The organism is Stenotrophomonas rhizophila, from assembly GCF_007667275.1.
Taxonomy (GTDB): Bacteria; Pseudomonadota; Gammaproteobacteria; order Xanthomonadales; family Xanthomonadaceae; genus Stenotrophomonas; species Stenotrophomonas maltophilia_AE.
The window spans coordinates 894784-920506 of the sequence record NZ_VDQT01000002.1 but is presented as its reverse complement, the minus strand read 5'-3'; the positions used below and the strand labels follow the sequence as shown (position 1 = coordinate 920506).

The 25723-nt window shown below is 64.8% G+C and carries 20 protein-coding genes and 1 tRNA gene; 8 read left to right on the top strand and 13 right to left on the bottom strand.

Annotation, left to right across the window (positions count from 1 at the left end):
* Positions 1-126: 126 nt before the first annotated feature.
* The 4 genes from FSZ13_RS10110 to FSZ13_RS10095 all read right to left on the bottom strand — a co-directional run bounded on the left by FSZ13_RS10110 (position 127) and on the right by FSZ13_RS10095 (position 6178).
* On the bottom strand, positions 127-3159 hold the full coding sequence (locus FSZ13_RS10110) for a spermidine synthase (protein ID WP_145479382.1): 3033 nt from the start codon (positions 3157-3159) through the stop codon (positions 127-129).
* A 189-nt stretch (positions 3160-3348) separates the two neighbouring features.
* Entirely contained in the window at positions 3349-5076 is a 1728-nt protein-coding gene (pilB, locus tag FSZ13_RS10105; protein ID WP_145479381.1) for a type IV-A pilus assembly ATPase PilB, read from the bottom strand.
* 96 nt (positions 5077-5172) lie between these two features.
* Complete coding sequence (locus FSZ13_RS10100) at positions 5173-5622, bottom strand: pilin (protein WP_260844139.1); 450 nt, start codon at positions 5620-5622, stop codon at positions 5173-5175.
* A 115-nt stretch (positions 5623-5737) separates the two neighbouring features.
* Positions 5738-6178, bottom strand: coding sequence for a pilin (locus tag FSZ13_RS10095; RefSeq protein WP_145479379.1), 441 nt, complete (start codon positions 6176-6178; stop codon positions 5738-5740).
* 357 nt (positions 6179-6535) lie between these two features.
* Between FSZ13_RS10095 and FSZ13_RS10090 the strand changes: the two genes are divergently transcribed.
* From FSZ13_RS10090 to coaE, 3 genes are read left to right on the top strand one after another with little or no spacing between them, the layout of a single operon-like run.
* Complete coding sequence (locus FSZ13_RS10090) at positions 6536-7795, top strand: type II secretion system F family protein (RefSeq protein WP_145479533.1); 1260 nt, start codon at positions 6536-6538, stop codon at positions 7793-7795.
* A 7-nt stretch (positions 7796-7802) separates the two neighbouring features.
* Positions 7803-8666 carry a prepilin peptidase gene (locus tag FSZ13_RS10085; RefSeq protein WP_145479378.1) on the top strand — a complete coding sequence of 288 codons (864 nt, stop codon included), beginning with the start codon at positions 7803-7805 and terminating at the stop codon, positions 8664-8666.
* Between the two features lie 10 nt (positions 8667-8676).
* Positions 8677-9285: a dephospho-CoA kinase gene (coaE, locus tag FSZ13_RS10080; protein WP_145479377.1), complete on the top strand. Its 609-nt coding sequence runs from the start codon at positions 8677-8679 to the stop codon at positions 9283-9285.
* Between the two features lie 108 nt (positions 9286-9393).
* Here the strand turns inward: coaE and FSZ13_RS10075 are convergent, their stop codons facing one another.
* The 6 genes from FSZ13_RS10075 to FSZ13_RS10050 form a co-directional block, all read right to left on the bottom strand.
* Positions 9394-10758, bottom strand: coding sequence for a sensor histidine kinase (locus FSZ13_RS10075; RefSeq protein ID WP_145479376.1), 1365 nt, complete (start codon positions 10756-10758; stop codon positions 9394-9396).
* On the bottom strand, positions 10721-11398 hold the full coding sequence (locus tag FSZ13_RS10070; RefSeq protein ID WP_070207495.1) for a response regulator transcription factor: 678 nt from the start codon (positions 11396-11398) through the stop codon (positions 10721-10723). Before FSZ13_RS10070 ends, FSZ13_RS10075 begins: the two co-directional genes overlap by 38 nt.
* 99 nt (positions 11399-11497) lie before the next feature.
* Positions 11498-11968, bottom strand: a complete 471-nt coding sequence (locus FSZ13_RS10065; RefSeq protein WP_145479375.1) for a hypothetical protein — start codon at positions 11966-11968, stop codon at positions 11498-11500.
* 227 nt (positions 11969-12195) lie between these two features.
* Complete coding sequence (gene rimK, locus FSZ13_RS10060; protein ID WP_145479374.1) at positions 12196-13101, bottom strand: 30S ribosomal protein S6--L-glutamate ligase; 906 nt, start codon at positions 13099-13101, stop codon at positions 12196-12198.
* Positions 13102-13438: 337 nt separating this feature from the next.
* Positions 13439-14377 (bottom strand): lysine exporter LysO family protein, encoded by a 939-nt coding sequence (locus FSZ13_RS10055; protein ID WP_222116610.1) that lies wholly within the window; start codon positions 14375-14377, stop codon positions 13439-13441.
* Positions 14374-15147, bottom strand: coding sequence for a 2OG-Fe dioxygenase family protein (locus tag FSZ13_RS10050; protein ID WP_145479373.1), 774 nt, complete (start codon positions 15145-15147; stop codon positions 14374-14376). The genes FSZ13_RS10055 and FSZ13_RS10050 overlap by 4 nt, the downstream gene beginning before the upstream one ends.
* Positions 15148-15604: 457 nt before the next feature.
* On the opposite strand from FSZ13_RS10050, the gene FSZ13_RS10045 reads away from it, so the two are divergent.
* The 5 genes from FSZ13_RS10045 to FSZ13_RS10025 all read left to right on the top strand — a co-directional run bounded on the left by FSZ13_RS10045 (position 15605) and on the right by FSZ13_RS10025 (position 23126).
* Positions 15605-16510, top strand: coding sequence for a manganese catalase family protein (locus FSZ13_RS10045; RefSeq protein ID WP_145479372.1), 906 nt, complete (start codon positions 15605-15607; stop codon positions 16508-16510).
* Positions 16511-16515: 5 nt separating this feature from the next.
* Complete coding sequence (locus FSZ13_RS10040) at positions 16516-20322, top strand: NAD(P)-binding protein (protein WP_260844152.1); 3807 nt, start codon at positions 16516-16518, stop codon at positions 20320-20322.
* Positions 20319-21377 (top strand): UDP-glucose 4-epimerase GalE, encoded by a 1059-nt coding sequence (galE, locus tag FSZ13_RS10035; protein ID WP_145479371.1) that lies wholly within the window; start codon positions 20319-20321, stop codon positions 21375-21377. Before FSZ13_RS10040 ends, galE begins: the two co-directional genes overlap by 4 nt.
* An 89-nt stretch (positions 21378-21466) precedes the next feature.
* The gene (locus FSZ13_RS10030) at positions 21467-22246 is read left to right on the top strand and encodes a histidine phosphatase family protein (protein WP_186308886.1); all 780 of its coding nucleotides are present in this window, start codon (positions 21467-21469) and stop codon (positions 22244-22246) included.
* Position 22247: 1 nt separating this feature from the next.
* Positions 22248-23126 (top strand): NAD(P)H-hydrate dehydratase, encoded by an 879-nt coding sequence (locus tag FSZ13_RS10025; protein WP_145479369.1) that lies wholly within the window; start codon positions 22248-22250, stop codon positions 23124-23126.
* Here FSZ13_RS10025 and FSZ13_RS10020 read toward each other — a convergent pair.
* The 3 genes from FSZ13_RS10020 to FSZ13_RS10010 form a co-directional block, all read right to left on the bottom strand.
* Positions 23117-23482, bottom strand: coding sequence for a nuclear transport factor 2 family protein (locus tag FSZ13_RS10020; protein ID WP_145479368.1), 366 nt, complete (start codon positions 23480-23482; stop codon positions 23117-23119). The genes FSZ13_RS10025 and FSZ13_RS10020 overlap by 10 nt on opposite strands.
* 147 nt (positions 23483-23629) lie before the next feature.
* Positions 23630-23703, bottom strand: a tRNA-Gly gene (locus FSZ13_RS10015).
* Between the two features lie 117 nt (positions 23704-23820).
* Positions 23821-25650, bottom strand: a complete 1830-nt coding sequence (locus FSZ13_RS10010; protein WP_145479367.1) for an autotransporter outer membrane beta-barrel domain-containing protein — start codon at positions 25648-25650, stop codon at positions 23821-23823.
* Between the last annotated feature and the right edge of the window lie 73 nt (positions 25651-25723).

Below are 25723 nucleotides of genomic sequence, written 5' to 3'. Positions count from 1 at the left end.
GTTCCTGCGTTTCGGCCAGGCTGTCCTTTGCAACGCCTCCTGCGCCCAGCAGTTACCGTGGGGATGCCGGGGGCGGCACACGCCAGTCGTGCCCTGCCCCCGGCGATTCCGCCGGCCTGCGCGCATTTACTGAGATACCGGGCTCTTTGCCCGTGATGCCATCACCGCCAGCAACTGGAGTGACGCGTTGCGCCGGGATCTGTCATCCAGTCGCTTCCAGTACCTCTCCACCAACCGTTGGGCGGTCGTGGAGTTGCCTTCCGCAAGTGCTGCGTACTGCATTGCACCGAAGATGTATTGGCCCGAAACACCGTCAGTGAGCAGGTATTGCCCGTGCGCACCATCGAGCAGGGCCTGCCCTTGCTGAAGGACATCCTGATGACGCCCCTCCGCCACAGCCGACATCAGTGCCAACGCACCGTCCACGGTCTCATCTCCGGCGGTGCAGTTGATCCATTCCGGCTTTCCCCAAATGCGCTGCAACCGCTCGTCATCCAGGTGCGCTGCCGTCTCGATGGCCAGGGAGAAGATCACGGTCGCATCGCGGTCAGGACGCGCACCAAGTTTGCAACTGGCGGCCAGACCCCGGATCGCATCAACCTGCAGACTGTTGAAGTTGGACATGCCCCCCCCCTGCTCCGACGTGCCACCAAGTAGCGCGTCGAAGACACGGCCCGCTTCCCTGCCTTGTTGAATTCCCATGAGCGGCAAACTCTCCAACGTCTTCGCCGACGTTGCAGTGCGTGGCACGGGACCACCAAAGTAGCGGATGAGCGGCCACGGCGCGGCACCAAGGTCGTTGAAATCCGCCGCACTTACGTCCCGGAAGCGCGCCTCGGGTGCCTTCAGCTTCAAAACGGGGAACATGTCCGAATTGACCTGGTAAGGGTAAAGCGAAAGGTACCCACCTAATACATGGCGATCCATCACCATGGTGTCCTGCAAATCGCGAACATCCTTGATACCAATTCTGGCAAGGTCGCTAACGAGCAACGGCTGCTTGAAGATCGACGGCCCCAGGTCGGGCACGCTGCCGCGTGGCGACGCAACCAGGATCAAATCCGTCTGGTTGGCCAGATATGCCTTGACGTCCTTGAAGTTGAGCAGCATTGCTGAAAGCACGGAGTTCACCAGCTCCGGGGTAATTTCATAGAGCTGAAGCCACTGCACGAACAGACCGTCGTCGTTCAGCTGACGCGGTACGTACTGATAGAACTCCGTGCTGAACAGCGAGGCTGTGCCTCCCATCCAGGGGTTCGACGGCTCGGAGATGATCAGATCGTATTTTTTGGGAACCGAAGCAAAATAGGCCTTCGCGTCGTCAATCACAACGTGGGACCTGGGGTCGTTGAATGCGCGGTCGACACGATGACCGAGATGACGCGCACCCTCGACCATTGCCGGCTCGATCTCAACTGTGTCCACGCGACCAATGCCTGCGTGACCGAGCAGAGCGTGGGTCGTCATGCCGGAACCGAACCCAACAACACCGACACGGTCATAACTATCGCGCATGGACATCGGAATGGCAGCCAGAAGCAGCATGGTCGCTTCATCGGGCGTGGAAATTCTGGCGTCGTCATATGCCAATCCAGCATCCACCTTGCCGTTGGTGGTGATCATGCGGACCTCTTTGCCCTCCGCGCCGAGCTCGAATACGGCAACGGTGGCGGTCTTGCCATCCTTATAGAAGATCGTGCGCGCATCGTCGTCCAACGCTGCCAAGCCGGTGCGATAGACCGACGAGCTTAATACCGCGGGATCGAAATGCACCAAGGCGACCGAGGCAACAATTGCGGCTGCAGCTGGTGCCGCCGCCCACATCAGCGGCGGCACGCGGCTTTGGCTTGAACTTATGGTGTAGCGCTTCAGCAGAACGAGCCCCAAGCCGATGTCCACAACTGCGGCGGTCAGCAGCGCGTACTTCAGGCCAAATACCGGCATCAGAAGGTGGACTGCGGCAAGCACGCCCACGATGGCGCCCACTGTATTGAACGCGTAGGCCTGGCCGATCGCTTTTTCACCGTGTCCTTGACGCAACAGCGCAAGCGTCAGCAGCGGCAGGGTCATTCCCGCAAAGAAGGCAGCAGGGAACATGACGAGCAGGGCGATGGCGGCGCTGGCCAGATTGAACAGGCCGTAGCCTTCGGCGCTGCGCACGATGACCTTCATCAGCCAGCCCACCCATTCAAAGGCGTTGGCGTAGACGAACATCGAGGCGAGCGCGGCGATACCCATCCAGACCTGGATCCAGCCTGCGGTCTGCAACGGCGACACGAGTCGATCCGCACGATTCTTCAGCCACAGGCCGCCGAGGGCGATGCCAAGGATGAACGCGGCCAGCATCAGCTCGAAGGAGTGAATGGTGGTACCCAGCGCCAACGACAGCATCCGGATCCAAGTGATTTCGTATACGAACGACGCGGCGCCGGTCAGGCCCGCTGCCAGCAGAATCAGGACCGGCTTGGGAAGCAACTCACCCTGCGGAGCGGTCACTGGCGGCGCAATGTCGGCCGCCGGCAGCGAAACTTCGCGCTTGCTCAGCGGGTAAACCACGATGGCCACGAGGATATTGATCAGGCCGGCAGAGAACACGGTACCCGGCATGCCGATGGCTGGCAGCATCACGTACGTCGAAGCGATCGCGCCGATGGCCGCGCCGAGGCTGTTGGAGAAATACAGACCGGCGAGCACGCGTCCCTCTGCGTGTTCCTGCAGGCGGATGTAGCCCGCACTCATCAGGGGGAACGTGGCGCCCAGCATTATGCACTGGGGCAGCACCATGGCCGCTGCCAGCATCCAGCGCACATTCTGCAGCTGGCTGGCCGGAAGCATCGGCATCAGCTGGTCGTAGGCCCACCCGGTAAGCCCTTGGTAAATACCGTCAAAGCACAGGCCCAGCAGACCGATAGCCACTTCGATCACGGCATAGGCAAGCAGCGGGCGACGCACCCTGCTGCTCCAGCGGCTTACCAACCAGGCACCCACTGCCATGCCGCCCATGAACAGGATCAGCACCAACGATTGCGCGTAGGAGGAATGTCCAAGGAACAAGCCAAGGTACTGCGTCCAGATCGACTGGTAGATCAGCCCGGAAAACCCGGACAGAACGAAGATCCACAACAGCCACGTACCTGCCCTGCTCTTTGCCAACGTCATGCGCGCATCCCCGATTGCGCCACGGGCGGTGTCGCCCGTAGCGATGTCTGCTGTAGCCAGACACGGCGCCGCAGACGCGACACCGCATGGCAGTGAAAAGTAAGTCCGGCTCCCCGCCGGACGATAGTGCTATACGATGGTAGCAGGTGATTGCGGCCGGATGACGGCGTCGGCCGCAGTAGCTGGATGCTAATCCTTGGTGACGCGATTGATCTCAGCCAGGCTGGTGGTACCCGCCGCTGCCTTCACGAGCGCCGACTGCCGCAGGTCGTTGATTCCCGCACGCTGTGCCGCCTCGGCGATCTGGATCGCATTGCCGCCTTCCAGCACGATCACCGAGATCTCCTCGCTCATCGGCATGACCTGGTAGATACCGGTACGGCCCTTGTATCCCTCAGTGCATTCTTCGCAGCCAACCGGCTCAAACAAGGTAATGCCGGCGTCCAGCTGGGCCTGGGTGAAGCCCTCGGCCAACAGCGCATTGTCGGGCAGCTCTGCCCGCCGCTTGCAGTTATTGCACAACCGGCGCGCCAGGCGCTGCGCGATGACCAGGGTTACCGAACTGGTGATGTTGAACGGGGCAATGCCCATGTTCATCAGTCGGGCGATCGTTTGCGGGCCGTCATTGGTATGCAGGGTGGACAGCACCATGTGGCCGGTCTGCGCCGCCTTGACCGCGATTTCAGCGGTTTCCAGGTCACGGATCTCGCCGACCATGATGATGTCTGGATCCTGTCGCAGGAACGAGCGCAGTGCAGCGGCAAAGGTCATGCCGCGCTTTACGTTCTGCTGGACCTGGTTGACACCAGGCAAGCGGATTTCCACCGGGTCCTCGGCCGTGGAGATATTGCGGGTTTCGTCGTTCAGGATTCCCAGCGCGGTGTACAGCGACACCGTCTTGCCGGAGCCGGTCGGGCCGGTGACCAGCACCATGCCGTAGGGCTTGTGGATGGCCTCCAGGAACAGGCGCTGCTGTTCGGGCTCGTAGCCGAGTTTGTCGATGCCAAGCTTGGCGGCGCTGCCGTCCAGGATACGCAGCACCACCTTTTCACCGAACAGGGTCGGCAGGGTGCTGACACGGAAGTCAATCTGCTTGGTCTTGGACAGGTTGAGCTTGATGCGCCCGTCCTGCGGCACGCGCTTTTCGGCAATATCCAGCTGCGACATCACCTTCAGGCGGGCGGCGATGCGCTGATTGAGCTTGACCGGGGCTTTGGCGACGTTCTTGAGTAGTCCGTCGATACGGAAGCGCACGCGGTAATCATCTTCGTAGGGCTCGAAGTGGATGTCCGACGCGCCCTTGCGGATCGCATCGACCAGCACCTTGTTGACGAACTTCACCACCGGGGTGTCGTCCCCCTTTGCATCCACGCCCGACTCGGTGGTGCCGCCGTCTTCATCTCCGACCGAGACGTCCAGGTCGCCCATGCCTTCGTCGTCGCCGCCCAACGAGCCGCTCAAACTGTCATGCTTGGACTGCCATTGCTCCAGCGTGCGCTTGATCTGGTCTTCATCGACCAGGATCGGCTCCACCACCAGATTGGTGTGGAACTTGATCTCGTCCAGCGAATGCGTCGGATCGCTGGTGCCCACGAACAGCTTGCCGCCGCGCTTGAACAGCGGCAGCACATGATGCTTACGAAGGAGTTCTTCGCTGACCAGGCTGATGGCGCTCTGGCTGGGGTCGAACACCGCCACGTCCAGCAGGGGCATGCCAAATTCCAGTGCATTGGCGGCCGCCAGCTGGGCGGAGGTGACCAGCTTTTTCTCGGCGAAGTACTGCGGCAGCGGCTGCTTGGCGGCGCCGGCCTTGGCCATGGCATCGCGCGCGGCCGCTTCGTCCAGCGCGCCGTCCTGTACCAGGCGGCGGGCGATGCCGGTGATCCCGACGAGGTTGGCTGTCACCACTGCGTTCATAGCTTCAATCACCTTACAAATTGGTTGGCCCCCACCGGCCAGCCGGCACCCGGGTGGCGTGGCGGCTGATCCGATGCTACCGCAATCGCAGCGGGATCAGCGCCCCGTGCAACTGGACGGAAGGAACCGCTGTTCCAGGGTAGACGTGCAACGCCAGATGATGTTTCCTTCAGGCGACTTGCCCGCCACCAGCGGCGTGCCCCCGGCGCCGGTCGGGGTCAGCAGGAGTTCACTGCCCCCCGCCTTCGACGTCGTGATGACCGTGATGACCCCCGAGACCGGATTGATGTCGGTGGACGCCACGTTCGGCGAATTGTCCGCCGCAGTGGTCAACGAACCACCTGCGCCCAGGTTGGACGCGTTGGTGGACGCGTTGCTGATGACCGTCGCCTTCAATCCACTTGCAAGCACCAGGGCCTCGGAGACCCTCGCCTTGACCACATAGTTCTGGTACGCCGGGATTGCCACTGCCGCCAGGATCGCGATGATCGCAACCACGATCATCAGCTCGATCAGCGTGAATCCGCCGTTGTTTTTCCTGCTCACCTGACATCCCCCCATACGATGTTGAGCCAGAGTCCTCGATTCAACCCCGCCAAGAAAAAAGCCCTCGAGTTTCCGAGGGCTTTGTTCGACACCAGTCCGACCAGCCTGAGCTGGATCAGGTCCCGGTGCAGCTGCTCGGCAGGTACTTCTGCTTCAGCGAGGAGGTGCAGGCCCACACGATGGTGCCTGCCGGCGGGGTGCCAGCCTTGAGCGCAGCGCCACCAGCCTTCGGGGTCAGGGTGACGGTGCCGCCACCAGCCTTGCTGGTGGTGGTCACGATGATCGCACCGGTGCCGCCAGTGATTGCGGTCGTTTCAACGTTCGGCGAAGCGTCCGTCTTGGTGGTCAGGGTCGCGCCCTTGCCCAGGTCGCTTTCGGCCTGCGCAGCATTGTCAGCAACCACGACCTTCAGGCCGTCCGCCAGAACCATGGCTTCGGAAACGCGCGACTTCACAACGTAGTCCTGGTAAGCCGGCAGTGCGATGGCGGCCAGGATGGCGATGATCGCGACAACGATCATCAGTTCGATAAGGGTAAAGCCCTGCTGCTTCTTCATGTGTACATCCCCTAGAGGTAAGTAATAAACGAACACCGGTACGAGGCCTGGCCGGCGGGCCGGCTGAGCAAGGCGAAGGACCGTGCGGGTGGTTGATAGCAGGTTGCGTGCCAAGTGTCCGGCCATGCTCCCCAGCATTTCCCCGGCGCAATGATGGCAGCAATCTTCAGGATTGGAACCCCCCTCGCAACAAATTGAGACCCACCCAGCATAGTGACGCGCCGCGTCACCTTTTGACGGATCCGGCCCATGCCGCAGGTCACGGTCTGCCGTGCAAGAGGGATGCCACTGCGGGCCGGAACCGGCTACCATTCGGCCAGAAGCCCGCCTGGGGATGGCGCGGCCGGGGAGCCTTACATGTCTGTCAGCCGTAGTGCGATCAAGAAAGAGCCCGTGGCGCGTAGCACCATGGAGATGCAGCCGTTTGTCTGGGAGGGGACCGACAAGCGGGGTGTGAAGATGAAGGGCGAGCAGGTGGCGAAGAACGCCAACATGCTGCGCGCCGAGCTGCGCCGCCAGGGCATCATGCCCGGGGTGGTGAAGCCCAAGCCCAAGCCGCTGTTCGGCGCGGCCGGCAAGGCGGTGGGGGCCAAGGACATCTCGTTCTTCAGTCGCCAGATGGCGACCATGATGAAATCCGGCGTGCCGATCGTGAGCGCTCTGGAAATCATCGGCAGCGGGCACAAAAACCCCCGCATGAAGAAGCTGGTGGACGGGATCCGTGCCGATATCGAGGGTGGCTCGTCGCTTTATGAAGCGATCAGCAAGCACCCGGTCCAGTTTGACGAGCTGTACCGCAACCTGGTGCGCGCCGGTGAAGGCGCGGGCGTGCTGGAGACCGTCCTCGACACGGTGGCCACCTACAAGGAAAACATCGAGGCTCTGAAGGGCAAGATCAAGAAGGCGTTGTTCTATCCGGCCATGGTGGTGCTGGTGGCCATCATCGTCAGCGCGATCCTGCTGCTTTTCGTCGTTCCTCAGTTCGAGGAAGTGTTCAAGGGCTTCGGCGCGGAGTTGCCGGCGTTCACCCAGATGATCGTGGCGATGTCGCGCTTCATGATCTCCTACTGGTGGCTGATGCTCATCGTGTCCGTGGGCGCGGTGGCGGGGCTCATCTTCGCTTACAAACGGTCGCCCGCCATGCAGCACACGATGGATCGCCTGATCCTGAAGGTGCCGGTGATCGGCGAGATCATGAACAACAGCTCGATTGCCCGCTTCGCCCGCACCACCGCCGTGACTTTCAAGGCCGGCGTGCCGCTGGTGGAAGCCTTGGGTATCGTGGCCGGCGCCACCGGCAACAAGGTGTACGAAGAAGGCGTTCTGCGCATGCGGGACGACGTGTCGGTCGGCTATCCGGTCAATATGGCCATGAAGCAGATCAACCTGTTCCCGCACATGGTCATCCAGATGACCGCCATTGGCGAGGAAGCCGGTGCGCTCGATACCATGCTGTTCAAGGTGGCCGAGTATTATGAGCAGGAGGTCAACAATGCCGTGGACGCCCTGAGCAGCCTGCTCGAGCCGATGATCATGGTGTTCATTGGTACCATCGTCGGCGGCATGGTGATCGGCATGTACCTGCCCATCTTCAAACTCGGCGCCGTCATCGGCTAAGGACACCATGGCATTTCTAGACCAGCATCCCGGCCTCGGCTATCCCGCCGCGGCCGCACTGGGGCTGTTGATCGGCAGCTTCCTCAACGTCGTCATCCTGCGCCTCCCCAAGAGGCTGGAATGGCAGTGGAAGCGCGACGCCCGCGAGGTGCTGGAGCTGCCGGACATCTACGAGCCACCCCCGCCCGGGGTCGTGGTCGAGCCGTCGCACTGCCCGCACTGCAAGCACAAGCTGTCCTGGTACGAGAACATCCCGCTGTTCAGCTGGCTGGTGTTGCGCGGCAAGTGTCGCCATTGCCACGCACCGATCTCGATCCAGTACCCGCTGGTGGAACTGATTACCGGGCTGCTGGTGGTGGCCAGCGTCTGGCAGTTCGGCTTCGGCTGGCAGGGCTTTGGCGCCATCGTGCTGAGCTGCTTCCTGGTCGCCCTGTCCGGGATCGACCTGCGCACCCAGCTGCTGCCCGACCAGCTCACCCTGCCCCTGATGTGGCTGGGGCTGATAGGCAGTATTGACAACCTGTACATGCCGGCCAAGCCGGCCTTGCTGGGCGCCATCGCCGGGTACCTGTCGCTCTGGTCGGTGTGGTGGCTGTTCAAGCAGATCACCGGCAAGGAAGGCATGGGCCACGGCGATTTCAAGCTGCTGGCCGCGCTGGGCGCCTGGTGCGGGTTGAAGGGCATCCTGCCGATCATCCTGCTGTCGTCGGTGATCGGCGCGATCCTGGGCTCGATCTGGCTGTATTCGCGCGGCCGCGACCATGCCACGCCGATCCCGTTCGGGCCCTATCTGGCCATTGCCGGCTGGATCGTGTTCATGTGGGGCGAGCCGCTGATCGACGCGTACATGAGAATGTCCGGCCTGCGCTGAGGGCACGGCGATGAGCCAATTCGTGGTGGGGTTGACCGGCGGTGTGGCCGCCGGCAAAAGCGAAGTCAGCCGCCGCTTCGAGGCGTTGGGCGTCGTGGTGGCTGATGCCGACGTTGCCGCCCGCGCGGTGGTGGCGCCCGGCAGCGACGGCCTGGACCGGATCGTGGAGTACTTTGGCTCGGGAATCCTGCTGGCCGATGGCCAGCTGGACCGTGCCAGGCTGCGCGAGCGCATTTTCGCCTCCGCCCTGGAGCGGCAGGCGCTGGAAGCCATTACCCACCCTGCCATCCGCGAGCTGCTGCGGCGCACCTGCGAAGAGGCGGCCAGCCCGTACGCCATTGCGGCCATTCCGTTGCTGACCGAGGCCGGTGGCCGCCAACGCTACCCGTGGCTGGACCGGATCCTGGTGGTGGATGCGCCGGTGGCCGTGCAGCATGCGCGGCTGATGCAGCGTGACGGGACGACCGCTGATCTTGCCGATCGGATGATTGCCGCACAGGCCAGCCGCGAGGAACGCCTGGCGCTGGCCGATGATGTGGTGGTCAATGATGGGCACCCGGAGCAGCTGCATGCCGAGGTGGAGCGGTTGGACCGGGCTTATCGGCAGCTGGCGTCGTAGAGCCACGCCCTGCGTGGCTGCGGGTTGCGCGGCGAAGAGCAGCCACGCAAGGCGTGGCTCTACCGATGGGATGGTGGGCTGCGAAGAGCAGCCACGCAGGGCGTGGCTCTACGCTGGGGAGAACGTCAGGGTGGCTATTACGCCGCGTTGCTCGCCTGGGCGTACATGTACCTGCCAGCCGTACAGGTCGCACAGGCGGCTGACAATAGACAGACCGATGCCGCCGCCCTGCGAGTGGCCGGCATGGGTGCCGCGGTAACCTCGCTGGAACAGCTTGGCCGCGTCTTCGGCGCTCAGGCCGGGGCCGCTGTCGATCACTTCCACCCGGTTGCCGGTGACCACCACCCGCACCGAGCCTTCCTGCGAATACTTCACGGCGTTGCCGATCAAGTTGCCCAGGGCCACCGACAGGGCCGATTCGGGCGCGTCGATGACCAGCTCGCGGTCGCCTTCCAGGATCAGCTCCAGCGGCTTGCCACCGAGCTGGGCGCGGTGCGAATCCAGCAGCTGTTCGGCCACGCGGGCCACGTTGCTGCTGCCCTGCCCGCGCTCATTGCGCGACAGCAGCAGCAGCGAGCCGATCAGGTCGGTGCACTGCTGTTCGGCGCGCTGGATGCGCTGCAGGCGCTGCAGCACCTTCGGGTCCAGGTCGGGACGGGTCAGCAGCAGCTCGGTGGCGCCACGGATTACCGCCAGAGGTGTGCGGAGCTCGTGGCTGACGTCGCCATTGAACTCACGGTCGCGCTGGACCACTTCGGTCAGGCGCGCGGAATAGTCATCCAGGGCCTGTGCCAGCTGCCCCACTTCGTCGTCCGGAAACCGTGGCGCCAGTGGCTCCGGATCGCTGGTGCCGCCGCGATACGCACGCAGGCGCGCGGCCAGGTCCGAAACAGGCTTCATCACCTTCGACGCCGACCACCAGCCCAGCACCAGCGACAGCGCACTGAACACCAGTACCGAGAAGAACAGCGCGCGGTTCAACTGGCCTTCGCCACGCAGGCTTTCGGTCATGTCGTAGGCGAGGAAGAACCACGCCTCGGGGGTTTTGCGCACCGCCAACTTGTAGGAGAAGGGGTTGTTCTCCTCGTCCATCCCGCTGACGTTGTAGTTGCCATTGGAGAACGCGGCCCATTCGGGGCGCTCCTCGCGGACCCGGTCGAATTTGTCGGCGGGATATACGAACGCCCGGATCTGCTGCACGGGCAGGTCGGGGCTGCGCGACGGGTCCAGCTGGAACCGCCGCGCGTATTCGTCGATGTTGCGGTTCATCACATCTTCGACGAGCTGGTTCTCCACGCGCGCGCGCGTCCAGTTCGTGGCGAACGCGAACAGCGTGGTCAGGCAGAAGCCCAACAGCACGAACGAAACGATGATGCGGCTGCGCAACCGGCGCCGGTAAGGCGCGCGGCGGCGGCTTCCCCTGTCGCTCACCGGATCAGACTTCCGGCGCGGCGATGCGATATCCGATGCCATGGCGGGTCTGGATCAACGGCACCTCGAACGGCTTGTCGACCACGGCGCGCAGGCCGTGGATGTGCACGCGCAGCGAATCGGAATCAGGCAGTTCTTCGCCCCACACGCGGGTTTCCAGCTCCTGGCGGGTGACCACGGCCGGCGCGGCTTCCATCAGCGCCTGCAGGATCTTCAGCGCGGTCGGGTTGAGCTGCAGCAGCTTGCCCTGGCGGCGAACCTCCAGGGTGTCCAGGTTGTATTCCAGGTCGCCGGTCTCCAGCACCCGGGTCTGCACGCCCTTGCCGCGACGCGACAGGGCGTTCAGGCGCACTTCCACTTCCTGCAGCGCGAACGGCTTGATCAGGTAGTCGTCGGCACCGGAATCGAAGCCGGCCAGCTTGTTGTCCAGCGAATCGCGTGCGGTCAGCATCAGCACCGGGGTCTGCTTGCGCGCTTCGTTGCGAAGCTTGCGGCAGACTTCGATGCCGTCCATGCCCGGCAGATTGAGATCCAGCACGATCGCGTCGAACTCATGCACGACCGCCAGGTGCAGGCCAGTCACACCGTCGGCGGCGAAGTCGACGGTGTGTCCGCGGTCTTCGAGGTAGTCGCCAAGGTTGGCGGCGATGTCGCTGTTGTCTTCAATTACAAGAATTCGCACTGTGACCTCTATTGCATGAGAGATGGCCCGGCCGCTGCTCAGCGATACAGGCTCGATTCTTGATAGTAGACATCGACGTGCGCCTTGGCGGCGTCAACATCAACTACCCGGTTGGAAATTGTTGAAGTTCTGCTGGTTCCTCATCGCCGCGCGGCCGTCTTCCTGCGCCTTGCGGCGCTGGGCGACGGTCATGCAGACGCTCTGGGCCATGTTGCTGCCGGTGCTGCGCTCGCGGCGGCACACCATGCGGCTGTCTTCCCGCGCGCGGTTGAGCACGGTGTTGATCGTTTCCTGATCGTTGAACACGGCCGTTCGATCCTGCGGGCTGAGATCGCTGACCAGGGTGTGTCCGTCCATCTTCAGCTTGATCCGGCCCAGTGCCTGCTGCACGCGGCTCTTGTCTTCCAGGGAAATCTCACTGTAGTCCTCGCTGACGAGGGCGGCTTCCACTTTCTGGATCTGGGCCGCTACCGGCGCATCGCCGGTCATGCTCACGGGCAGGTCCTTGGGCTTGGCGTTGGCAGTGCCCATCGCGAGCAGGGCCAGCAGAATCGGGGTGTAACGAACCATGTGTAGCTCCATCCTCCATGAACGAACCTGAACTGTACGAGTCTGGCCGGGCGGGAACAAGGGACCTTCGGCTGCCGAAGAAAAAGGCCCAGACGGATCCCGCCTGGGCCTGAAGTCATTCCCGATTACCGTTATCTGCTGAGGAGGGCAGAGCTGCGGTTCGTTGAAGCCTACGCGGGCGGCGATTAAACAGGTGTTAAAACCCGCTCGCACCGACCCGTTAATTTTCACTTCTTTGATTTTACAGGCTTTTTTACCGCAGCCACTTGGGCTGCGACATGTTCGATGATCTTCCCCGCCAGATCGTCCTGGCTGATGCCCTCGATACCTTCCAGGCCGGGCGTGGAGTTCACTTCCAGCACCAGCGGCCCACGGCTGGAGCGGATCAGGTCGACCCCGGCGATACCCAGCCCCAGCGCGCGTGCCGAGCGCACGGCGACCTGCTGCTCAGCCCGGCTGGCCTTGGCCGCGCGGGCGCTGCCGCCGGCGTGCAGGTTGGAACGGAAGTCGCCGTCCGGCGCCTGGCGCTGCATCGCCGCCACCACCTGGTCACCCACCACCAGGCAGCGCAGGTCCGCGCCCTGCGCTTCGCCGATGAATTCCTGCATCAGGAAATTGGCATACAGACCCCGCAGGGCTTCGACGATGCCGCGCGAGGCGCTGGCCTTCTCGGTCAGGATCACCCCCCTGCCCTGCGTGCCTTCATTGAGCTTCACCACGTGCGGCGGCGGGCCGAGCATGGACAGCAGGTCCACGGTGTCGTCGGGGTTGTCGCCAAACACCGTTACCGGCATGTCGATGCCCTTGGAGGCCAGGATCTGGTGCGCGCGCAGTTTGTCGCGGGCGCGCAGGATCGCGTCGGACGGATTTGCCGTAACCGCCCCCATCATCTCGAACTGGCGCAGCACGGCGGTGCCATAGCGGGTGACCGAAGCACCGATGCGTGGAATCACCGCGTCCACCCCGGTGATGGGCCGGCCCTTGTAGTGCAGGGTGAAACCATTGGCGGCGATGCGCATGTAGCAGCGCAGCGGGTCCAGCACGCGCACGGTGTGCCCCCGCGAACGCGCCGCGTCCACCAACCGCCGCGTGGAGTACAGCTTGCTGTTGCGGGAAAGGATGGCCAGTTTCATCGGGTTGTTTGGAGGGGGGAAGCGCGCAGCATAGCGCGGTGCAGTGAACGCCAATAGACAGCCTGGGCGACCTGCCCTGACGCTACCACGCGACAAAAACACCTCCAGCGAGGCGGGCGTGGGCCCAGGCAGGGTACTGGTACCACTGGCGCGGGTCGCGGCCCTCTGACCAGGGTGAGACTTGCCAAACTCCTGTGGGGACCATGTGGGAACCTCATGAAGTACAACGCAGCGCCGGACGGGCTTCGAGCCGTCGCGATTTTCTTGGTGCCGGGCCTCCATGCCCGCACAGAAAGCTTCAGCGGGGTCCAGCGGCCTCTCACCTCGACATGGTTGGTCAGGCCAGGAACGACGTGATCAGAAAGGGAGCGGCCAGTGTCAGAAAGAATCCACTGATCAGCGCAACCGGCACAGCCTCGCGATGACATGCCTGCCGCACGATCGGAAGGGTCGAATCCATGGCGGTGGCGCCCGCTGCGGCGATTCCCACGTTCGGGTTGTTCCGACCTGACAAGTAGAGAAGGACGATGGCGATCAGTTCACGACCGAGATCCACCAGTAAAGCCGTGGCGCCGTGGAGCTCGCTCGACAGCGATCCCACCAGCGCACTGGAAAGGGTGAACCAGCCAAAACCGGACGAAAGAGCCAAAAGCACGCGAAGGTCTTCACCGGTAGCCAGGTGCACAACGATGCCACCGACGGAAGAGCCAACGACTACGGCTACCGGCACCCAGAGCATCCTCCAGGACAGCACTTCACGCCGCAGCTTTACGTTTGCAAGATCAAGCCCGATCAATACCATGAGCCCAACCAGCACGGCGCCGCTGGACGGTAGCCACGGGGTGTCCACATGCACTCCCAGCTGGGGTGGCCCGATACTGGCCGCGATACCGAGGCAAACCATTCCAAGCGCCTTGGCGCACTGCCAGAATGGAGCGCGCAGACCTCCAAAATTGAAGGAAACCTTATCGTCAGCTGTGCTGAACCGTGCGGGTCGCTCCCACACGGCAAGGGCGGTAAGCAACAGGCATGGAAATGCGGTGGTTGTCAGGACAAGTAAAGACGAAACACGCAGCACATACCCTATCGCCTCCAAGGATGCCAACGCTCCCGCGAACTCCATCCCCATCAAGAACAGAAGAAGCCCCACCATGGGGCCGATCAACCGGATTAGTGAATTGGCCAGCGTTGAGGGGAAGAGAGAACGAGCGAGCACCCAGCCAATAGTAACGGCCCCGAGTATCGGAAGCAGAGATAGCGCCGCATCCATGCTCATATCTGCTGCACAGTGGGGCAGAAATCGATCAGGATTATGCAGCGCTCGCACTCCGTGCCGGGAACGCCCTTCGACTTGAAGATTGGGCTGACATAGTGCGTCACCTTGGGATCATGGACCGCGAAACTATCAAACGGCTCAGCTAACGTGAACTGGGCCTTGATCGAGCTCGATGGCGCTTTCTCAATCGAAACATCGCGAAGGCAGGGGTGACCAATGAAATTGACTCCCCCGTCGGAATTCGGCGAGCGAAAAATCAGGTGCGCAAATGTAAAGGGTTCTCCGTCCTGGTGAAAACAGTCGGGAGAGCTCACTCCCGGCCTGTCCGGCCCAGGCGAGGTCAACTTGATGAAATGAACGCCCACGTAAATGGGAAACTGGTGGCCGCCGTTCGGCCAGAACGTGAGCGCGAAGTCCTCCCGGATCAATTCCAGCAGCGCAGGGGATGCCTTCACCTCATCGCTCAACGCATGAAAATTCCGCATCCCAGCGTGATCAGGATTGAACCTGCCTTGACCGTAGCCGGCTCGCCTCACGCCGGCGCTATCCACTACGGGTGGAAGCCAGTTGACGGTGCGTTGGTCAAGCCAAGGGAGGATGATGCCATTCGCGTACCTCCTGAAGCGATTTGTACTTTGGGGCGAATACTCGTCCCTTTCCAGAAGGCTGAACTCCCGTCGCAGTAGCGAAAACGCCTGCGCCGAGCAGACGTCCCTGGCCTTGGCAACATAGTGAAGGTAGCCCTGTTCTTCCAACGCGCGCTCCGGCATGCCTGCTCCTCTGTGGTGACGTTCAAGACAGGGTGAACGGCTTGGTCGAAGCCTGTCGATCAGGGTTTTCTGATCCTTACTGCTCCCAGTGCACAGTTAGGAACATTGACAGTTGCGGCATCTCCCAGGCGTCGAATAACGACAACTGCGCGGAGACGGTTGGCTGGACACGGCAAACAACCTGATAGCCCCTCTCTTGCCCTGCCGATCGGGCGCCACTACCTCCGCTCGATAGCAGAAGCGCGGATCTGAACACTTCAGCGCGCAGCGCACCTGTATAGGCAGCTTGTCTCTCTACCCTCACTTCATCCGCTGCCCACCCTCACGGGCCGCCGCGTAGCGTCGAATGCATCAGATCGCCGAACGACGCCCACTACCGGGCCGGCAGGTGTGGTCGATATCCGACCCGCCCACCCACGCAGCGGCACACGCCCCTGCCATCCAGGAGTTACGCCCCATGTTCATGCATAACAAGCGCCTCATGTACACCGTGCACGTCGAACGCCCCGACCCCGCGCTTGCCGCGCTGCTGCTCGAGCAGTTCGGTGGCCCGCAGGGCGAACTCGCCGCCGCCATGCGCTACTTCACCCAGGCCCTGGCCGAGGAAGACGCCGGTCGCAAGGACCTGCTGCTGGATGTGGCCACGGAAGAACTGAGCCATCTGGAGATCATCGGCTCGGTGATTGCGATGCTCAACAAGGGCGTCAAGGGCGAGCTCTCTGAAGGCATGATCGAAGCGATCGAGATGCGCGGGCTGACCCAGAACAGCACCAGCCACACCCAGTCCATCCTGTATGGCGGCGGGCCGGCGCTGGTCAACTCCAGTGGAGTGCCGTGGAGCGCGGCCTACATCGATTCGATCGGCGACCCGACCGCGGACCTGCGCTCCAACATCGCGGCCGAATCGCGCGCGAAGATCGTCTACGAGCGTCTGATCAATGTCACCGACGACCCCGGCATCAAGGACGCGCTGCGCTTCCTGATGACCCGCGAGATCGCGCACCAGAAGTCGTTCGAGAAGGCGCTGTATGCCATTGAGCCGAACTTCCCGCCGGGCAAGCTGCCGGGCGATCCGGAGTTCACCGATGTGTACATGGACATGTCGCAGGGCGATGGGGACGTGGAAGGGCCGTGGAACAGCGGCGAGCAGTGGACCGTGATCTCGTCGCGCGAAGAGCAGTACGCGCTGGACGGCGGCGACGGCGAAGCCACCGTTGATGGCCTGACCGAAGCCCAGGAGGATGCGCTGGACGCGCTGGCGGTGCGCACCGCCTCCGATCCTGATTCCGACCCGCTTACCGGTGCCGAGCTGGGCTCGGGACGCGTTCGCGGCGACGAGCCTGCCGACGCCCTGCTGGGTTGACGACGGTGCAGTGGATCGGCGGCTTCGAAGGCGCCGACCACGTCAACGGCAGCGGGAGACCGCTGTCGATGGCCCGCGACAGCGGTCACCTGGGTCGGCTGGATGCCGACTACCGGCGCCTGCGCCGGATGGGATTCACGGCAGTAAGGGAGAGCGTCGGCTGGCGCTTGTCCGACAACGCAGGGGTGTTCGACTTCCACGACCTGCATGCACGCATGCTGGCCGCGGCGCGCCAGCGCATCGAAATCCGCTGGACGCTGATGCATTACGGCACGCCGGCGGATATCGATCTGCTGGACGGCGACGACGATGTTTTCGTCGAACGCTTCGTGCGGTTCTGCAGGGCGACGGCTGTCGCACTGAGCGGCTACCCGCACGCCATGCCGCGCATCGTGACGCCGATCAACGAACTGTCGTTCCTGTGCTGGGCAGCGACCCGGACGGGGTTGATCCATCCACATCGTGGGGACCGTCATGACGATGCGGGACGGCTGAAATCACGATTGATCCGCGCCGCGCTGGCAGGGTGCCGTGCGTTTCGCGAGATCGATGCCGGGGCGCGAATGATGTGGGTTGAACCGTTGATCCACGTCGCCACCCCGCCTGACCTGCCCGGTCTGCGCGGCGAGGCCCTGCAGCACTGCGAAAGCCAGTTCGAGGTGATGGACGCGCTGATCGGACGCACGCGGCCGGAACTGGGCGGTGATCCCGCCTGCGTGGACCTGATCGGCCTGAACTACTACCACGGCAACCAGTGGGAGGCCGGCAGCCACCGCGCCCTGGACTGGCACCGCGATGATCCCCTGCGGCTGCCGCTGTCACGGCTGCTGCGAAAGGTCCATGAGCGTTACCGGCTGCCGATGACCCTCAGTGAGACCAGCCACGTGGGCAGCGGACGCGCGGCCTGGCTGCGCGAGGTCGTCACCCAGGTGGAACACGCCACTGCAGGCGGCGTCCCGATCGAGGGCATCTGCCTGTATCCGGTGATGGATCGTCCGGATTGGGAAGACCCCGGTCATTGGCATCAAAGCGGTCTGTGGGACATCCCTGCGCGATCGCCCACTGCGTCACCCGTACTCGTGCGCGACTACGCCCAGGCCTACCTGGCGGCGCGGTCCGCCGGCCTTTCCGCACCACCTTCCCCAGGACACCCGACCATGCACCAGCTCCTTGTCTTCTCGCATCTCCGCTGGGATTTCGTCTACCAGCGCCCGCAGCACCTGCTCTCGCGCTTTGCCCAGCGGTGGGATGTGGTGGTTTTCGAAGAGCCGGTCCATGACCCCGGCAGCCCGGCCTGGCTGGAGGTGCTGCGGCCCTGCATCGGCGTGACCGTACTGCGCCCGCACACCCCGATTGCCGACCCCGGCTTTGCCGACGCGCAGTTCCCTGCGCTGGCCGAACTGCTGCGGGGCTGGCTGGCCGAAAATGGCGAGCCTGGCATGGCCGTGTGGCTGTACACGCCGATGGCGCTGCCCCTGCTGCACGCGCTGGCCCCGGGCGCGATCATCTACGACTGCATGGATGAGCTGGGCGCGTTCAAGAATGCGCCCGAGCGCCTGATGGACCGCGAGCGCACGCTGCTGGAGGTGGCCGATCTGGTGTTCACCGGCGGCCCCGCGCTGCAGGATGCCAAGGCGCCACACAACCCGAAGGTGCTGTGCTTCCCGAGCAGCGTGGACGTGGCCCACTTCGCGCAGGGCCGGCGCGCGTTGCCACCCGCCGCGCAGGGCGCTTCGCCGCGCCTGGGCTTCTTCGGCGTGCTCGACGAGCGCCTGGACCTGGCGCTGCTGGCGGCGCTGTCGGCCTCGCATCCGGACTGGCAGATCGACCTGGTCGGCCCGGTGGTCAAGATCGACCCAGCCACCCTGCCGCAGGCCGCCAACCTGCACTACCTCGGCCAGCGCGACTACGCCGAGCTGCCCGGCCTGGTCGCCGGCTGGGATGTCTGCCTGCTACCGTTCGCGATGAATGCCTCCACCGCCTTCATCAGCCCGACCAAGACCCTGGAATACATGGCGGCCCGGAAGCCGGTGGTGACCACGCCGGTGCGCGACGTGGTGCGGCTGTATGCCACCGGCGTGCAGGTGGGCGAGACCCCCGAGGCCTTCATCCGTGCGTGCGAAAGCGCGCTGGCCGAACAGGAACCCGCGCGACAGCAGCGGATTGCCGTGCAGGACCGTCTTACCGCGGCCACCTCCTGGGACCAGACCGCGGACGACATGGCCACCTGCGTGGTGCAGGCCATGGCAGATGGGCTCAACGCCCGCGCCCAGGCGTACCTGGGTGGTGATCACGTGGTGGCGATCGAGGACGCACCGGTGCCGTGCCTGATCCTTGGCGCCGGGCCTACCGGCCTGTCGGCGGCGTACCACTATGGCGAAGGCAGCGTGCTGGTGGAACGCGAGCAGACGGTGGGCGGGTGGTGCCGCTCGATCGACGACCAGGGTTTCCGCTTCGACCATGCGGGCCACATCATGTTTTCCAACGACGCCTACGTGCTCAAGCTCTACGAGACACTGCTGGGTGACAACCTGCATTGGCAGAACCGCGAAGCGTGGGTTTTCAGCAAAGGCGTGCATACCCGTTACCCGTTCCAGGGGGCGTTGCATGGCCTGCCACCGGCGGTGCTGAAGGAATGCCTGGTCGGGGCGATTGAAGCGCGGTTTGGCGCACTCGACGGCAGTGCTGCGGCACCGGCCAGGCCGGTGGCCACGGCGATGCGCGAGTTGCCGGCCATGGCCGCCAATGACGCCATGGATTGCTGTGCCGACGGCGTGGTGCCGGATGCGGAGGGCGTGGGCGATCCGAAGGACCTGGCCGCCCCGGCCAAGGTCACCCCGTTCGCGCGGCGCGGCACGCCGGCCAACTTCGAGGAATTCATCTACCAGGTGTGGGGCGCGGGCGTGGCAAAGCACTTCGCGGTGCCCTACAACGTCAAGCTGTGGACGGTCCCGCTGCGCGAAATGGAGACCTCGTGGCTGGGCGGGCGCGTGCCGATGCCGAACCTGGAGGAAATGATCGAAGGTGCGCTGGAACCGGTGGCATCGCCGGTTGGCCCCAACGCGCGCTTCGGTTACCCGCTGCACGGCGGTTTCCAGGCCCTGATGGACGGATTCCTCCCGCACCTGGAAGGCAAGCTCCTGCTGGGCAAGACCGCCGCGGCCATTTCGGTGCGCCGCCGCCAGGTGACCTTCGCCGACGGCCAGCGCATGCGCTGGCAGCAGCTGGTGAGCACCCTGCCCCTGCCCGAGTTCGTGCGGCTGATCGGCGATGAAGCGCCGGAGCGCGTCCGCGCCGCGGCGGCCGGGCTGCGCCATGTTTCAGTGCGCTGCGTGAACCTGGGCGTCGGGCGCGAAAACCTGACCGACAAGCATTGGATCTACTACCCGGAAGACACGATCTTCCATCGCATCTTCGTGCAGGGAAACGCGAGCCCGCACAACAACCCGCCCGGCGGCTTCGGGCTCACCTGTGAGATCACCTACTCGCCGACCAAGCCGCTGCCGGTCGACGGCGATGCGTTGATCGAACGCTGCATCAGCGAGTGCATCGAGGTAGGCATGATGACCGCCGACGACACGGTGCTCACCGCATCGATCGTGGACATGCCATATGCCTACGTGCTCTACGACCACATGCGCGCGGCGAACGTGGAGACCATCCGCAGCTGGCTGCTCACCCACGACATCGTGCTGGCCGGCCGCTACAGCGAGTGGGAGTACTACAACTCCGACCATGCCTTCCTGGCCGGGCGCCGCGCGGCCGGACAAGTGCGCAGCGCGTTGACCGTACGCCGGGCGGGCACCACATGATCGCCGCGCGCGCTACCCAGGGCCCGGACTCCGGCCTGGCCTTCCAGCCCACCGCCACGCCGCTGATCCTGGTCAGCGGCGGCACCGGCTACATCGGGTCGCACACCTGCGTCTGCCTGCAGGATGCCGGCTTCAGCGTGCTGGTCGTGGACAACCTGAGCAACAGCAGCGAGGACGTGCTGTCGGCCATCGCTGCTATCAGCGGCCGCCGCCCGTTGTTCGAGCACGCCGATGTGCGCGACGCCGCCGCCATGAATGCCATTGTGGACCGCTACCGGCCCCTGGCGGCGATCCACTTCGCCGGAGTGAAGTCGGTGGCCGAGTCGGTACGCGAACCGGTGATGTACTACGACAACAACGTCAGCGGCTCGCTGACGCTGCTTGCGGCCATGACGCGGCAGGGTCCGCCGTGCCTGGTGTTCAGCTCGTCGGCCACGGTGTACGGCGAGCCGGACGCACTTCCGCTGCAGGAAGGCCATCCATTGCGGCCGGAGAGCGCATACGGCCGCAGCAAGATGATGGTCGAGCTGATCCTGGCCGATGTCTGCGCGGCCGACGCCGACGCTTCGGTGGTGACCCTGCGCTACTTCAACCCGGTCGGCGCGCATCCCGGGGGCGGGCTGGGGGAGTCGCCCCTGGGCGTGCCCGAGAACCTGATGCCGTACCTGGGCCGGGTCGCCTCCGGGGAGACCGCCCTGCTGAGGGTGTTCGGCGACGATTACCCCACCTGCGACGGCACCTGCGTGCGCGATTACGTGCACGTCATGGACCTGGCCGAAGCGCATGTTGCGGCCGTGCGGCTGGCCCTGCAGGCGCCCGGCCTGCGGGTGGCGAATCTTGGCACCGGCGTGGGCGTGTCGGTACTGGGCCTGGTACGCGCGTATGCCGCGGCGTGCGGCCACCCGCTGGCCTACCAGGTCGTGGCGCGGCGGGCCGGCGACGTGGCCTGTTATTACGCCGATCCCACACGCGCCGCCGCCCTGCTCGGCTGGACCGCACAACGGGACATCCATGAGATGTGCGGCGATGCGTGGCGCTTCGCCAGCACCGTGTAGCCGGTCTTCACGATGCTACGCGTATGCATAACAAAGGCCCCTCTAGCGTGTGATCAACGCCGCGAGGTGATCGCCCAACCAGCCAGGAGGTGCAGGTGGACCAGAAAAGTGCGATGGAGGGCGTTACCGCCCGATGGCCGGACCGCATCTGGGTGGTCCGGCATGGCCAGAGTGCAGGCAACGTGGCGCGCGACCACGCCGAGGCCGAGGGCATCACGTTGATCGAACTGGAGCACCGCGATGCCGATGTTCCCCTGTCTGCCTTGGGGGAACGCCAATCGGCGGCGCTCGCAGACTGGGTCGGGAAGATGCCCGAGGCGGATCGCCCGACCGTCGTGCTGGTGTCCCCCTATGTGCGGGCGCGCCAGACCGCCGAAGCCGTTGCGGCCGTGCTTGGCCATCCCAGCAACGCCTTGATCGTGGATGAGCGGCTTCGCGAAAAAGAATTCGGGGTACTGGACCGATACACCTCCAGCGGCATCCGGGCGACGTTTCCCGAGTTGGCCGAGCAGCGCAAGCTGGTGGGCAAGTTCTATTTCAGACCGCCTGGTGGCGAGAGCTGGTGCGACGTCATCCTGCGCCTGCGCGGCGTGATTGCCGACCTGCAGCGCAGCCATGTGGGTGCGAACGTGATGGTCGTGGGCCATCAGGTCATCGTTAACTGCATGCGCTACCTGCTGGAAGGACTGGATGAGCGCGCGATCCTCGATATCGACCGCGAAGGCGATGTGCCCAACTGCGGCGTGACCGAATACCGGGCATCCGACGCCGGTGATGCGCTGGAACTGGTGGCGACCAACTTCGTTCCTGCCGAGCTGGCGCAGCAGGGCCGCACCGGCGCGCCGGATACGCCGGCGGGAGCGCGGTGAAATGAACCGGCCTGTTGTCCGTGACCTGACCCCGGCCTCGCTGCAGGCGATGCCCCTGCCTGCGCCGGGGACCAGCAAAGAGGACCGGGGGCGTCTGTGCGTCGTAGGAGGTTCCCTCCAGGTTCCCGGCGCGGCGCTGCTGGCTGCGGAGGCGGCGCTGCGCGCCGGGGCAGGCAAGCTGCAGATCGCGACGGTGCGCTCCTGCGCCACGGCACTGGGGGTGGCGGTTCCTGAAGCGCTGGTGATCGGCCTGCCCGAGGACGCAGCCGGCGAGATCGCGCCCGGCAGCCCTGCCCTGCAAGCCGCCTTGGAGCAATGCGACGCCGTCCTCGTGGGGCCGGGCATGCGCGCCACGCCGTTCCTGACCCGATTTACGGCGCGGCTGCATCAGATGAAGGCGACCGTTGTGCTCGACGCGGGCGCGCTCAACGGTGGCGTGTGCGCCGGAGCGGGCGCTCCGTTCATCCTCACCCCGCACGCGGGCGAGATGGCGTTCATGTGCGGCGGGCGCAAAGAGGACGTTGAGCGCAGCCCGCTGGAGCACGCCATCGAGATGGCGCGTGCCACGTCCAGCGTGGTGGTCCTCAAGGGGCCGCGAACGTTCATCGTCGGGCCCGATGGGGAGGCGTGGCTTCACGAAGGTGGCGGCCCCGGCCTCGGCACTTCCGGCTCCGGCGATGCACTTGCCGGGCTCATCACCGGCTTCGCCGCGCGTGGTGCCACGCCGATGGACGCCGCGTTGTGGGGCGTGTGGACGCACGGGGAAGCGGGTCGGTTGCTTGCTGACTCGGTCGGCCCGCTGGGCTTCCTCGCACGGGAGATTTCCCTGCAGGTGCCGGGAATCCTGCAGCGGTTCAACTACGGTGACAGTCAGGGTTGACGCGACTTCTCTGTTGGGACAACAAACGCGCGCAGTTCAGCCATCTTACGGTCCCGGAACCGCCATACGTCGCTGTAGGTGAACGCTGTTGGCTGGCCATCATCGCCGCTGGCCACGATGGTGCCGAGCGCCACCACCGTGTCGTCTTCGGCAATGAGGTGATCGACCTTGAACTGCGGTGGGGTGGCGTAGGCGCCCTTCATCCATTGCCGCACCGCCTCTTTTCCCTCCAGCGTGCCCTCGCCCACCGTCGTCCAGCGGATGTCATCGGTGCAGTGGGAAAGGAATCCCTCATTGTCGCCTGCAACAATGGCCTCGTTGGCCTGCAGCAGGATGGACTTGTTGGTACCAGGCATGTGGATGCTCCACCGATGGCGCAGGACGCCGACGGGTGGATGGTCACCGCTGCCGGGTTAATGCGGCGCAAGGAGATTGATAGCGGAGTGTCAGCGCGGGGATCAGGTGGCATGCCGCCACGCTCCATCGGGTTGCGAAGCAAACCGTGGAGCGGGTGAAGGGAATCGAACCCTCGTCAGTAGCTTGGGAAGCTACAGCTCTACCATTGAGCTACACCCGCTTGGTGCCGGGGAAGTTTAGTTGCCCGGGGGGTTAAAAGGCAACGGGCGGCATCAGCCGCCCGTTGCTTGCGGCACGACCAACGGTCGTGCCCTACCGGTGTGGGACCGGCGTTACCTCAGAAGCTGCCGCTGACGGTCGCGAACAGGCTCACGTCGCGCTGGCGCTTCTGCATGGCGGTGGTGCTCATGCCGATGTTGCTGGTCAGGCCGAACAGGTTCATGCGCGCACCCAGCACGGCGGTGGCGTAATCCTTGTCGAACTCCAGGCCCGGCACCTTGTACATGCCCACGTCCGGCATGGTCTGCAGCCAGGCGCTGGCCTGCTTGCCATCCTCGAACTCGTGGTCGTAGGTGACCTGCACGTACGGCTTGACGCTGCCGCCGTCGAAGCGGGCCTGCCAGCCGATGCGGCCAACGGTGGAGTCGGCGTCCTGGTCGGCGTAGCCCAGCGCGGTAGCGCTCGGGTTGGATTCGACGTACCCGTCCAGCTTGACCTGCTGCCAGATCACGGCGGCCACCGGACCATGGCGGAAGCCGCCTTCGGTGCCGAATTCGTAGCCGGCGTTCAGGGCCACGGTGAGGTTGCTGCCTTCCGGCGAGCCGGTGTGGGTGCGTTCGGCCGGGCCGAGCTGGACGCGGCGGGTCACGTCGTAATCCAGCCAGCTGTAGCTGACCTGGCCGTTGACCCATACGTTGTCGCCATACCAGCCGGCGAACAGGCCCAGGGTCGCATCGGACTGGGTGAAGTCGCCCTTGCTGTTGCCGAAGTCGGCATCCATGCGGCCGTAGCCGCCGAAGCCGCCGACGACCATGCCGTCCTTGGCCCAGTCGATGCCGAACAGGCCGGCCGGGGCCATGCCGTCGTACAGGTCGGCGTGGTCATAGCGCTGCATGTCGCCACGCAGGCCGCCCCACCAGCTCAGGCCATCGGCCGGGCGGCCGTCCAGGTGCGAACCCACCTGGTCGGCACGCGCGCGGCCCACGGTCTGTGCCGAGTGGGTCAGGATCTGCTGGTTGCGCGGGGCTTCCAGGATCGACAGCGTGTACTGGCCCAGCATCTGGTGGGTGGCAGTGGTCGGGTGCACGCCGTCGGCGAACACATAGTTGTTGGCCGCGTTCGGGTTGACGTAGGCGGTCGGGTTGCAGGTCAGCGACGAGGCCGTGGTGCAGGCCGGGCTGGTGACGTTGACGAACCCGTAGGTGCCCGGGCTGGCAACGATTTCCTGCAGGATGTGGAAGGTATCCACCGGAATCACCTGCAGGCCGGCGGCCTTCAGGCCTCCGAACAGGGCGTCGTTGTAGGCCTTGGCCAGGGCGGTGCCCTGCGCCATGCCCACCGCGCCGCCGGCGCGCGCGGCCGGGGTCAGGCCGATGTCCGGCAGGGTCGGCACCACGACGTACTGTGCGCCGGCCGCCTGGAGGGTACCGACGATGCCGACCTGGTCGGTCACGGCCGCGCCCAGCGTGGCCTGCAGCGGGGCGCCGGCCTGGATGGCGAACAGGTCGTTGGCGCCGCCCCACACGGTGTACAGCGCGTTGGCGTCGGCCTTGCCGCCGTTGGCGGCCAGATACTGCGCGGTCTGGGTCTTGAGCGAATAGACCGGGATCGCCGGGGTGCCCGGGGCCAGGGTCTGGGTGCTGTCGACGCCGACGCGGGCGCCGCCGATGGCGTAATTGTCGCCGTTCTGGCCATTGCCGTGCGCGGTGGCGTTGGTGCCGTAGTAGTCGGCTACGTACTGCGCCCAGACCCAGCCCGGGTTGGTGGTGAACTGGCCGGTCACCGGCTGCACCGAGGCCGGCAGCAGCGGACGGAAGTAGCCCTGGTCGGTCAGGCTGTCGCCGATGAAGACGGTCTTCGAATAGGGCGACTGCGCCATTGCCGGCACGGCGGCCAAGGCGATGGCCACGGCCATCAGGGAACGCAGGGGACGCTTGCTGAGCAGCATGGAAAAAACTCCTTTTCGGGTGAGGACAGCCGACGTACGCCGGCGCACGGTGCCATGGTTCCACTGCACCCCG